This window comes from Alicyclobacillus suci, assembly GCF_017329615.1.
Classification (GTDB): domain Bacteria; phylum Bacillota; class Bacilli; order Alicyclobacillales; family Alicyclobacillaceae; genus Alicyclobacillus; species Alicyclobacillus suci.
Genome location: NZ_JAFMTW010000040.1, coordinates 20576 through 32999, shown reverse-complemented (window position 1 = coordinate 32999; position 12424 = coordinate 20576). Strand labels below are relative to the sequence as shown.

Below are 12424 nucleotides of genomic sequence, written 5' to 3'. Positions count from 1 at the left end.
CCTCCTCCAGAACCAACTTCACTGTATTCAGTTTGAAATCCGCATCGTATTGTTTTGTCATCGTAGACACCTCGAATCAATTTACTTATTTTCACATTCACGATTCGTTGTGTCCACACTTTTAACCTAACACCAATGACATTCTCGTACTAAAGCGCGGACAGATTGTGGAACGTGGGCGTCACATCGATTTGATGCGCCAGGGTGGCTGGTATGCGAGAGGGTACCGTCAGTATATGCGGATGTCTTGCAGTGACGAATGAAAGGGAACCGCTATGTATTATCGGAATAGACGTTGCGTTTTCATCCAAGAACGACACGGGGGTTGCCGTGCTGGCGACCGTCTGTTGCCCATCGATGCGCCGTGTGATGGCCATGCTGAGATGGTGCAGGATTATAGTCTCCGCATTCTCAGCATGGTCTCATCAGAGCAGTCAATCGGTCGAAGCAGTAAAAGCGGGGGCGATTTATGATCGCTCCCCGTTGTGACTTGCAAACTGTTCGGTCAGCACTTTCGACTCGAGTACCACTAAGTCGCCCTCTATGTCAACGCCGAATACCTGAACGGTATCGTCTCTGATTACACATTCGTTAAAGCAATTTGAGCAGTAATAACGATGACTTCCGATTTTTCCAAGGTCATGGTGACCACAATGTGGGCAATGCATGAATATCATCCTCTCTGCGTCTTGGTTCAACCCCTGCTTTCGTACCCTGTCGAGAATCGACAGACCTCAATGATGGACAATCTCCGCGCACGGCCAGAGAACAGCCTTACGGGAAACTGTGACTTTGATTTAGTTCGATTATAAATAAAAGGCATAGCCGACACATGATTTGTGCAACGCGCAACGTATCTTGTCTGTCCCGTCAAGTGAACAGACAGCAGAATAGCATCACACGGCGATCCAGCACCTGTTGTTATTTTAAATATGTCGGTATAAACTGTGAAGTAGTCACTTCTAATGCACATTATTTCATTCAGTATACATCCTTACGAATAGTTAGCGAGGTGTTTGATTTGAAGAAGTTGCTGTCCGAGCAACATCCTGATTTGGAGAGCATTCCGTGTTCGATTGAGACGGCGCTCAATATTATTGGCGGCAAGTGGTCATTTCTCGTGCTCAAAGAGTTATATAGCGGCACGAAGCGCTATAGCGAGTTGCAGCGGGCGCTACCCAAGGTCAGTCCAAAGGCGCTTAGTAATACACTGCGTCATTTGGAGTCCAACGGTGTGGTGGAGCGAACGGTGTATCCGACGGTGCCTGTGACGGTTGAATATTCGTTGACGGAGAAAGGCATTGATTTTCATAGCGTACTCGTCGCGATGAAACACTGGGGAGCGAAATGGACCTAATGATCTGAATCGTAGTATCTACCGTCCAACGGCGTGCAAAAGGGCACGCCGTTTCATATGAGCCTGCCTTGGGCGGTCGTATTTTGACATTGCGCGACGGCTGCATTAGAGTCAGAATGTTGCTATTACGCAATCCATCATTTGTATAAACATTTGTGAGGTATCAAATATGATGCGAGAGTCAAGAGTTGGGGCAGCACTAGCTGAACGCTGGCGCTGGCTCGTGCTGGCAAGCATCGGCGTATCTTACCTGCTGGTTTTCACCCAACGGACTGGACCGGGTTTGATATCTGATCAACTGCAAACGGAATTTCATGTTTCTGCTGCGGTTCTGGGTAGTATTACCAGCATTCAGTACCTGGTATATATGGTGCTACAAATCCCAATTGGGTTATATGGAGATAAATCAGGGCCGGAACGGATGCTTGTGTTGGGCGTGCTCTGCGATGGCGTTGGTACCTTGGTCTTTTCTTCTGCGCCAAACTTCGGCTTGTTGCTGTGTGGACGCGCCATTGTCGGGCTGGGTGATTCGCTCATCTGGGTTAACATTGTGTTGATTCTCGCCAAGTGGTTTGCCAAAGGACGTTTCGCTGCCGTCTTGGCGGTGGTGAATTCAGCTGGTAACATTGGCGCGCTGATTACGAGTATTCCCTTGGCAACTTGGATTGCGGTATCTGGATGGCATATCCCGTTTATCGTCATTGGTACTTTATTGGTCGTTGCGGGTGTGGCCAATTTTATCGTCTTGATTGCGGGCGGACCAGCGCGCGCTGTTGCCAAGGCCCAGGCGGAGAGCATACGTGTGGAGCGCGTGCCAGTGGGGCGGATGCTCGCAGACGTCGTGCGCAGTAAGTTGGCTTGGGCCACGTTCTGTTGTCACTTTGGCGCCATGGGAACCTATTTGTCGATGGTTAGTATGTGGGTGGTACCATACTTTATGGGCGTCTACCGCCTGCCGCGTGCAGAGGCTGCATGGTTTACGCTGACTGCGTTCATCGGGGCGCTTGTCGCCAGTCCTGTGATTGGTTGGTTAAGTGACCGATTGGCTGATAGGAAGCGTCCGTATTTGACGACGCAGATTTTAGGCATGCTCGCTTGGTTGGCGATTGTGATCTGGGGTGGCGAGCCGCCACTCTTTGTGGCGGGGGTTGTGATGTTTGTCGTCGGCTTCGGTTGTGGGAGCAGTTTGTTGACGTTTGCAGCCATTCGCGACCACGTTCCGACGGAAAGATCTGGTGTCACGTCTGGATTTGCGAATACGGGTGGGTTCTTAAGCGCTGTGTTGCTACCGGTGTTGTTTGGCGCTGTGATAGATGCTGCAGGGGGCACGGTCGGCGCAGGTTCGCAAACGATGCGCCACGCATATGGCGTTGCGTTCATTTTACCGACGGTCTTTTCCGCAGTCGGGGTGGTAGGCAGTCTCTTGCTTCCCAAAGGTGTTCACCGGATTGTCGATGTGCGCGCACCGCGCGAAGCGATGTAACGGACGAATTACAGACGTATTTGTCAGCATCTGTTTTGGTGTTGGCGCCTGTGTGTTTAAGGGATTGGCGCAGAACATCGGCCCGCCCTAAGGTTCACATTCGAGAACCTTAGGGCGGGTTGCTTGCGTGCTGGTTGAAAAGCGTGTTCTACCAGACGATAATGGCGACGATGGTACAGAGAACGAGGCCGATGAGAACCGGTAGAAAATTCTTTTTAACTAGGTCTTGCACTTTGACACCTGCAATGCCTGCAACAGCGACCAGCGATGACCAGGCGACAATCGTGCCGCCACCGGTCCATACGGAACCGACTTGACCAACAGCACTTAACATGCTGATATATTGCGCATTTCCATGTCCCAGTGCGCCAGCAATTGCACCGACTAAAGGGAGTCCGGCAAATCCTGAGCCATCGAGCCCAGTCAACATGCCGAGGAAGAGTACGCCAAACGCACCAATGGCACTTCCTGCAGGTAGCGTGTGCCCCAGCTTTAAGGCCGCGTCAAAGAGAAAGCCGGGGGCATTTTTCCCCAGTATCGCCTGTGCGCCATCGGTTCCACCGAGAAAGAAAAAACCGGCGATTGGAATTACAGGGCCCATCGCACGGAAGGCGAAGACGAACCCTTCCACCAGGTATTCGCTGACTGCCTCGAATCCGCCTAATTTACCGGGCCCTCGGCTTAACATGCCGATAATCACCAGTAAGATGGCACCAACGCCTCCAAGCAGTGCCGTTGCATCCCCACCGGTGATGTTATCCGTCAACATGACGACGATGACGCCAATGAGCAACAGAGGGATGAGGATGGCGATAAACAGTGCCCGTTTGCCGAATGCGATTCGACCCATTTGTCTATCTTCGCTCGTGGCTGCCATTTCCCCCATCGACAACATGCCTGCGACATGCATCCGCTCGTCGATTCGTTTGTTTTTAAATGCGACGTCCTCTTTTCGCTGGAAGATGAAGGCGAGTCCGAGTGCGACGACGCCCGTTACCATGGTGAGCACGCCTGCTTTGCCTAAAATCAGACTCGTCGGTACGCCTGCCGCGGCTGCCGTGATTTTCGGAGCAGCCTGCAGTACCAAATCGCCAGCTAGCGCCATGCCTTGACCGGCTAGTGCGACTGCTATTGCTGCACTCATTGGACTGAGTCCGACGCGGACAGCTGCTGGGATTAACAAGGCACCGACGAGTGGGATGGCTGGCGTTGGCCAGAAGAATAGCGAAATGAGAAATGTGGCGACGGCCAGGATGAAGTATGCCACGGTGGGCGAGACCATCAGCTTTTGAACGGGTTTGATGATTAATTGGTCTGCCCCAATGGAACTTGCAGCTTTCAGCATGGCCACCATTAACGAAATCACAAGAAACACGTTAAAGAGCTGATTGGCAGCGTATAGGTCAGCGTTAAATAACGATTGGAATCCAAATATTAAAGAGCCCTTATATACCCAGGCCACCAGAATGGTGAACACAATGCTGGGGACGACGATGTTCTTGCGGAAAATCATGGTTACAATGATGACCAATGCTCCTAATAAATACACCCAATGTGCAGCGCTCAAGTTTCCGCCTCCTTGTGAGTCCAGCGCATTCGCGAGCATGATCATCCTTACGCTCACCTGCCCAGTTTGTGCGTATCTCGTTACACAACGCATGTGCATGAACGCCATGGCTGTGTTGGCGCTTTTCACATCTTTGTGGCGTCGAACAGGTCGTGCACTCATAAATTGATGTCGAGGTGTATGCCATGAAGCCCATAGCGGGAACTGTTGTCATCGATGAGCAAGGAATTGATTTGGCAGATTTTGAACCGGTTGTAATCCAGCAAGCGCCTGTGCGGGTGTCGCAAGCGTGCTATAAGGCGGTGTCGGACTGTCGGGCTTTTCTTAATCACGTCCTTGCCGACGGACAGATTGTATACGGCGTGAATACGGGGTTTGGCAAGTTGGCGAGCGTGATTCTGCCGGAGGAGCAAACGCGGACGCTCCAAGTGAATCTGATTCGCAGCCATGCCTGAGGGGTGGGTGCGCCGTATTCGGAGGACGTTGTGCGCGGTATGATGCTGCTTCGCCTTGTGTCCCTGACACGCGGTTATTCGGGCGTGTGGCCTGTGGTCGTGGAGACGTTGACGGCATGCTTGAACGAGGGGATTCAACGCGTCCGGCCGTTTCCGGAACAGGCGGCTATCGCGCGGGATATTCGCCGCTATCTGGCGGGCAGTCATTTGGTGCGCGAGCCAGGTCGCGACAAGGTACAGGACGCGTACGCCTTACGCTGTATTCCGCAGGTACATGGGGCATCTCTGCGTGCATTGCGACATGTCCAAGAGACGCTGGAAATCGAAATGAACGCCGTCACCGACAATCCGTTATTGTTCCCGGAGGAGAACGCAGTGTACTCCGGTGGAAACTTCCATGGGCAGCCGATTGCCCTCGCTATGGATTATCTAAAAATCGCCGTAGCAGAACTTGCAAATATCGCCGAGCGTCGTACGGAGCGCCTCGCTCGTGTCTGAAAACAAGGTCTTGGCCCACCCAGCCAGTGTCGACTCCATCCCCTCGTCCGGCAACCAAGAAGATCACGTCAGCATGGGGGCGACGGCTGCCCGGCAGGCGAATCAAATTGTCGATCACGCCGCCGACGTGCTCGCCAACGGGACGTGATTCAAAAAATGTTGGAACCAGAAGCGGTCCCCTCTACAGAATTGGGTCAAATGGGTGTAAACTATATAAAATATACGAAAATTAAGTGTGAGAATTGAGAGGGTGCCACCACCGTGTCGCCGGACAGGTTCGATTAGACCCCTGACAGTCTCATGTCATCGTTGTACTTGACCTAAGGGGGGCTTTAGATGGTTCCGATGCGCGAGTTCGTCGGCAGTTTGAATGGAAAGACGGAGTGTTTAGCGGGCGCAGTGGGTCTCGACAATTTGTGTCGGGACATCTTGTTGCTCAATGATGAGAAGGTTTGGTTGAGAAGCACACAGAACAGTGAGTTCCAAGATACGTTGGTGTTTGTCAAAGCGGATTTGTTTCCTGCGTATTCATCCACGTTTGACCTGCTTTTGCGATTTTTCCAACAGGCGCGTGTCGCTGGTGTATTGTTTCAAGGCGGGGCGCCGTCGGATTTTTCAAAGGCGACCTTGATGCTCGCGGACATTTTGGGTATTCCGATTCTTTGGACGCATTCCTCGCTGTATTATTCCACTGTTGCGCGTCATTTTTACACGCTCGTCACTCAGCGTACACAAGCTGTGAGACATCAGTTAAGTGGTGTGCGCAAACGTTTGGAGTTCGTGTTTTACGACCCCCGCACGTTAGCTGACTGGCTGCGCGTGATGGAGCGGGAACTATTCGTCCAAGCAGAGGTGAGGATGTGCGATGTATCGGGTGATTATTCCCTGCGTACACAATGGAAAAATGTCAGAGGACGGGAGATACTCCTGATTCCGATTCGGGTTCTCGACCGTGCGTTTTTACTACAATTGACGCCGAACGACGTTTGCCCGTTATTTTCAGATGAACACAAGGCGCTTTGGATAGAGGAATTGGCCGGCGTGCTGCGTTCGCAGACGGCATACTTTTTGTTGACTGGGTTGCCTGGGATCACCACGCAAAGTCAGTGGTACTTTTCATTTGAACAGATGGTATACAATAAAATGTCAAAATTGTCAGTATTTAATACTGGGGCCAATCAGGCCGACTTGGGTGGAGTGCGTCTGGCACAGCAGGAATTCGAGTTATCGAGGGACTCCCTGGTGCGCATGGTGGACTTGCGACCCATTCAGTCGGTTGAGTTGCTCTGGCTGTATGACGGCGATGCGAAACATGATGTACAAAGGCCACTGCAGCGTCAGGCAGACCTTCCATATGCTTATCGACGATTTTCTTCCTCCGTCCTCAGCTTGCGTGAACGGTTGTTGGCGCTTTGTGCACAGTCGAGATTTGCGGCTGCAAGGCAAACGCGATTGACCGCGTGTGTGCCATGGCAGGACTGGCGCAACCATCAAGGGATAGCACTGTTTTCATTTGGCATGTGGAACGCGGATAAACGTGAAATTGAGCGGCTTGTGCGAGATTGGTTGGCGCCTTTGCAGATTCAAGTGGGGACTTCCTTGCGCGCGTATTTTTGTCAGCAAAGGGTTGATGACGTCACGGACGGGGACGAGTTGCTTCAAGTCGCACTTGCTTTGGCCGCGAAATCTTACCCTGATTTTTTAGGTGTCATGGCGCAACCAGCGGCTATTCAGTTTGCCGACAGTAGCCGGGATGTCGTAAATCGTCTGCTGCCCACGCCGGATAAAGATTCTTCGTATTTTCATGCGGAACAGATGCTTTCACCTTTGCTGGCGGATAAAGGCGGGGAACCGCTCTTAGAAGCTTTGGAGGCTTACCTTGAGTGTGGGGCGAAGATGCAAGTGGCAGCGGAAAAATTGTATTTGCACCGAAATACGCTGCGCTATCGGCTTAAGCGCGTGGAGCAATTGTTGCATATTCAGTTGGACGACGACCAAATTCGCTTCACCTACCAATTAGCGATTCGGACGTGGCGACTGCGCAACCCGCGCACACCCGCATGAGTGAATACTTGCGGGTGTGTCTTATCTAGTGGAATTTAGGAACAGATTGCAAATTTAGCCTTGAAATGAATAGATAACTTTGCTTATACTTTTAGCAGCCACCTCTATAGAGTGCTAACAAGTTGATGGCTCATGCTGGCACTTGGAAGTCTGATACGACCCCGGGGTGTCGCTTCCTCATCGTTTCCAGCAATCTTCATGAACCGTTCATCTATTGGCATTTCGTAAAACATTTGACCAATGGGGGGATGAAAATGAAGGCATTGTTGTTAGCAGGAGGACTTGGGACACGTTTACGCCCTTTGACAGAAAACCTTCCAAAACCGATGACACCTGTGTTTCATCGACCGTGGCTTGAACACCTCATTGTGCATCTTCGTGACCAAGGCATTGAAGACATCGTGCTTGCGGTCAAGTATCACGCAGATAAAATCCAATCCTACTTTGGTGACGGGGAGTCACTTGGCGTCAACCTACAGTATGCCTATGAGCGACAGTTGCTCGGAACTGCGGGGGCGATTAAAAATGCCCAAGCCATGCTTAGCGATACATTCCTCGTCTTTAACGCAGATATCATTCATCATATCGATTTACAACCTTTATTAGAGTTTCACCGAGGGCACCGCGGGGTGGTGACGATTGGCCTCACGGAGGTCGATGATCCGTCGCAGTACGGTGTGGTACAGCGGACTAAGTTGGGCGAAATCATTCGTTTTGTGGAGAAGCCGCGGCGGGAAGAAGCCCCGTCCAATCTCATCAACGCAGGTATCTATGTCATGGAGAAAGCTGCCCTTGATTGGATTCCTGAGTCTCGCGAAACATCGATTGAGCGGCAGACGTTCCCGACGCTTATCGACAACGGAATGGGCGTCTATGGTACCTCGATTCATGGTTATTGGATGGATATGGGCACGCACGAGCGGTACCTCCAGGTCCATCGCGACGTATTCGACGGCAAGTTTCCGCTTCGTCTGTCTACGCCAATGGTTCGCGATGGTGTTTGGATGGGCAGGAACGTCGAGATTGCAGCGAACGTTCGCATAGAGCCACCAGTGGTTATTGGCCATGGCGCAGTGCTCGAGTATGGAAGCACTGTGGGACCATTTACGGTGGTTGGAGATCAGGCGGTAATTGGACCCGATTGTTCCGTTCGCAACTCGGTCATCTGGCCGAAGGCGCGCATCAAAGGGAGAACGCAACTGTCGGGTGCGATTGTCGGCCCCGGGTTTACGGTAACTGTCAATGAAACAGCGGCACGCGAAGAATTGGAGGCGGTGATGCAATAATGTATGAGATTGCCTACGTGAGCACTTATGTCCCGAAAAAGTGTGGACTGGCGACATATACGCATCATTTGCGGCAGAGTGTGCAACAGGCCGCGCAAAATGCCGACTTTCGCGATCAGGTCGTCGCTGTCGTCGGCGCGGATGAGGATAGAAACTTGTACAACCGTTCGTACTGGTTGCTGCGTCGCGACGTGTTGTGGGATTACGAGCGGTTGGCCAAACGAATTAATAATAGCTCGATTCAACTTGTTTCGCTTCAGCACGAGTTTGGTATTTTCGGCGGCGAGGCTGGTGAGCACGTGTTGGAGTTTGCGCGAGCGCTGCAGAAGCCGCTTGTGACTACGTTCCACACGGTGTTTGAAAAGCCTATGTCTCCTTATCGGGAAATTCAACAAGCGTTGATTCGGGAAAGCGCACATATTACGGTGATGAACCGCCGAGCTGTTGGCTATCTGCAAGACGCGTATGGCGTACCGATTGAAAAGATATCGTATATCCCGCATGGTACCCCCGGGCCATCTGCAAAGCCGCGGACCTTTTTGCGCCAAGAGCTGGGATGGCACGGTCGCAAAGTCATTCTCACGTTTGGCCTGTTGGGGCCGAGCAAGGGAATTGAATCTATCTTGGCAGCACTGCCGCGCGTGGTGGAAGAGATCCCGAACGTTTTGTATGTGATTGCGGGCCAAACGCATCCGGAAATTGTGAAACAGCATGGTGAAGCCTATCGAGATAAATTGCGCAAGATGATTGACGACCATCAGTTGCAAAATCACGTCATCATGCTGGACAGGTATATGACGGAAACAGATATCACGGAACTGATTACTGCGTGTGACTTATATGTCACGCCCTATCCGGGGATGGAGCAAATTACGAGCGGCACACTCGCGTATGCAGTAGGGGCCGGGCGCCCAGTATTGAGTACGCCATACGCATATGCTAGAGATTTGCTTAAGGATTTGCCGGCATTGTTGATTCCCTATGGCGATACAAACAGATGGTCGAGTGAAATGGTTCGAATGCTGACCCAGGATGCGGTTCGAAGTGCCTACGAACAGCAAATCCAAAAAATTGGGCGGTCGATGCAATGGGCACGTGTAGGAATTTCACATTGGAACCTGTTTCGCAGCCTGATTGAGGAGTGGCGTGCGGTGGAAGGGAGCGAAATGTTCCTTGCTACCCGTTAAGCTCGATCACCTCCAGCGGCTGACGGATGACACAGGGTTATTGGAGCACGCGTTTGGGAAGATCCCACGGCGTAAGGAAGGGTATTCGACAGATGACAATGCGCGGGCTTTGTGGATGTGTATCGAATGGATCCGCTATGCAGAACGCACGAACGCCGCTGAAGCCATTCCGCTTTTGTGTTCATTGGCCGACAAGTACCTGGAATTTCTGATTTGGGTTCAAGGTGAGGATGGGCGTTTTCACAATAACGTGTTTTACAACCGGACGTTCGAACCTGAAGTGCCCTCGGATGATTGCCAGGGCCGAACACTTTGGGCGTTGGCGGTGGCCAGTTTAGATCACCCGGACAAACGCAGGATTCCGACCATCCGCAAGGTTTGTCAACGAGGTTTTTCGTTGACGTCGGCACTGCAATTCCCGCGCGGTATGGCACATACGCTGTCTGCGGCAGCTACGCTGCTCACTCGGATGGACGAAGTACAGGGTGATGATGTGTTTGTCGATTGGGCAAAGCGGGAATTGCCGCAGGTTGTAGAACACTTCGCCGAGCATTTGTGTCAGTTATACGCAACCAATCAAAGACCGCAATGGCATTGGTTTGAACCGACGATGACATATGCCAATGGCGTATTCCCGTGGGCCTTGTTTGGTGCATACCAGGTGCTGGAAGACGAAAATATACGCTTCATTGCCGAGACGTCCCTCGCATTTTTAATTGAGCGGATGACCCCCGGTGGCGTTGTGCGGCCGATTGGCAATCGAGGCTGGGCCGGGCCAAATCACATGAGTGTCTGGGATCAGCAGCCGCTAGAGGTCATGAAATTGGCGCTGGCCTCTGCGAAGGCATTTGAGGTGACTGGCGAGGTTCATTACCAAGCGGTACTTAAACAGTGTGTCGCTTGGTTCTACGGGGAAAATGATGCAGGTCAGCCGCTCGCGGACGCTGAAGATGGAGGGTGCTGCGACGGAATTAACGAGGATGGGCTAAACCCGAATCAAGGGGCGGAGTCTACCCTTTCTTACCTACTGACGGAAGCGATTTATCATAACGCATGGGTAGAAGGAGGGCATTCTCATGGCAACCATATCGATGACACACAACTTGACGCTGCCAAAACACGTGTTTCGCGAGTATGACATCCGAGGTGAGGCGTTTCGAGAGATTGACGAACATTTCGCCTATTTGTTGGGGCGTGCCTTCGCTCGGCGTTTATTGCAACGTGGGCGTCGTCAGGCGGTGGTAGGACACGACAACCGTGCATCCTCGCCTGCGCTCCACCAGGCCGTCGTCGCTGGATTGACGTCGCTTGACTGTCAGGTGAAAGACATCGGCGAAGTGACGACGCCAGCTTTCTATTACAGCTTGGAACATTTGCAGATTCCGGACGGCGTGATGGTGACAGCCAGCCATAATCCACCGTCTGAAAACGGATTTAAAATCGCTGTCGACAAGACCACCATATACGGTGACGCGGTGCGAAGTCTGCACGCAGAGATGATAGCGGAGTCTAGTAGGGTGTCGGGAAATACTCCTAGCGTCATGGAGCATTTGACTGAGGAGATAGACATAAAGCCTGCTTATTTGCAGATGCTCGCGGATAAAATTCGGCTTGGTGACAGGCGCCTTAAGGTCGTTGTCGACTGTGGAAATGGCACAGCCTCGTCATTTGCGCCAGAGGCGTTGGCTCGCTTGGGGTGTGACGTCATTCCCCTATATTGTGAGTCGAACCCGGAATTCCCGAACCACCATCCAGATCCGGTAGATCCGAAGAACCTCGTCGACTTAGTGGCCGCAGTGCGCGCGCATCAGGCGGACCTTGGCGTCGCCTTTGATGGTGATGGCGATAGGCTGGGTGTCGTGGACGAGACGGGTGAGATTCGCTGGGGAGACCAATTGATGATTTTGTATTGGCGTGAAATTTTGCCTAAGTATCCTGGTTGCGAAGCGTTGGTCGAAGTGAAGTGTTCACAATCGCTGATTGACGAGATTGAACGGTTAGGTGGCAAGCCGCGTTTTCACCGGACGGGACATTCACATATCAAAGCTACACTGCGGGCGACGAATGCACCGTTTACCGGAGAGATGTCAGGACACCTGTTCTTTAATGACGAGTACTACGGATTTGACGATGCGCTTTACGCGGCTGGCAGGTTACTCCGAATCTTGTCGCAGGAGAAGCGGTCGTTGTCCGAACTGTTCGCAGACGTCGCCTCGTATGTCGCGACACCGGAGACCAGAGTTGCCTGCAAAGAGGAAGACAAACCGTTGATGATTGAAGCGGTCACGAAGCATTTTGCCAAACAGCATCCTGTCGTCACGGTCGACGGCGCGCGCGTTCAGTTTCCTGCGGGCTGGGCGCTCGTACGCAGTTCGAACACGCAGCCAATCCTCGTGTTGCGGGCAGAGGCAAAGGATTCACAGACGCTCAGTCAAATCAAGCGCGAAGTGGAACAGGTATTATCGGATTGCGGATTGGAAACATCCATTCCGTGGTGAGCAACGGCCACTACGGCAGTAAGTCAGCC

The 12424-nt window shown here is 52.3% G+C and carries 9 protein-coding genes and 1 pseudogene; 8 read left to right on the top strand and 2 right to left on the bottom strand.

The genetic code is table 11. The annotated features are described in order from the left end of the window. Positions 1-467 precede the first annotated feature (467 nt). Positions 468-668 (bottom strand): YrzR-like zinc ribbon domain, encoded by a 201-nt coding sequence (locus J3482_RS22280; RefSeq protein WP_499706832.1) that lies wholly within the window; start codon positions 666-668, stop codon positions 468-470. 353 nt (positions 669-1021) lie between these two features. On the opposite strand from J3482_RS22280, the gene J3482_RS20990 reads away from it, so the two are divergent. Together J3482_RS20990 and J3482_RS15810 are read left to right on the top strand one after the other, a co-directional pair. Continuing rightward, positions 1022-1357, top strand: a complete 336-nt coding sequence (locus tag J3482_RS20990) for a winged helix-turn-helix transcriptional regulator (RefSeq protein WP_021294941.1) — start codon at positions 1022-1024, stop codon at positions 1355-1357. Positions 1358-1526: 169 nt separating this feature from the next. Continuing rightward, positions 1527-2840: an MFS transporter gene (locus J3482_RS15810; RefSeq protein ID WP_146823841.1), complete on the top strand. Its 1314-nt coding sequence runs from the start codon at positions 1527-1529 to the stop codon at positions 2838-2840. 148 nt (positions 2841-2988) lie between these two features. Here J3482_RS15810 and J3482_RS15805 read toward each other — a convergent pair whose 3' ends face one another. Next, positions 2989-4407, bottom strand: coding sequence for a hypothetical protein (locus tag J3482_RS15805; RefSeq protein ID WP_146823840.1), 1419 nt, complete (start codon positions 4405-4407; stop codon positions 2989-2991). A 194-nt stretch (positions 4408-4601) separates the two neighbouring features. Between J3482_RS15805 and J3482_RS15800 the strand changes: the two are divergent. The 6 genes and pseudogenes from J3482_RS15800 to J3482_RS15775 form a co-directional block, all read left to right on the top strand. After that, positions 4602-5496: pseudogene (locus J3482_RS15800) on the top strand (HAL/PAL/TAL family ammonia-lyase); the annotation flags it as partial. A 200-nt stretch (positions 5497-5696) separates the two neighbouring features. After that, the gene (locus J3482_RS15795) at positions 5697-7424 is read left to right on the top strand and encodes a PucR family transcriptional regulator (protein ID WP_206922686.1); all 1728 of its coding nucleotides are present in this window, start codon (positions 5697-5699) and stop codon (positions 7422-7424) included. A 254-nt stretch (positions 7425-7678) separates the two neighbouring features. Continuing rightward, the gene (locus J3482_RS15790) at positions 7679-8710 is read left to right on the top strand and encodes a nucleotidyltransferase family protein (RefSeq protein ID WP_146823838.1); all 1032 of its coding nucleotides are present in this window, start codon (positions 7679-7681) and stop codon (positions 8708-8710) included. Then, entirely contained in the window at positions 8710-9897 is a 1188-nt protein-coding gene (locus J3482_RS15785) for a glycosyltransferase (protein ID WP_146823837.1), read from the top strand. The genes J3482_RS15790 and J3482_RS15785 overlap by 1 nt, the downstream gene beginning before the upstream one ends. Further along, positions 9884-11035 carry a glycosyl transferase gene (locus J3482_RS15780; protein WP_188332303.1) on the top strand — a complete coding sequence of 384 codons (1152 nt, stop codon included), beginning with the start codon at positions 9884-9886 and terminating at the stop codon, positions 11033-11035. The genes J3482_RS15785 and J3482_RS15780 overlap by 14 nt, the downstream gene beginning before the upstream one ends. Beyond that, positions 10974-12395, top strand: a complete 1422-nt coding sequence (locus J3482_RS15775; RefSeq protein ID WP_223204206.1) for a phosphomannomutase/phosphoglucomutase — start codon at positions 10974-10976, stop codon at positions 12393-12395. The genes J3482_RS15780 and J3482_RS15775 overlap by 62 nt, the downstream gene beginning before the upstream one ends. Positions 12396-12424 lie beyond the last annotated feature (29 nt).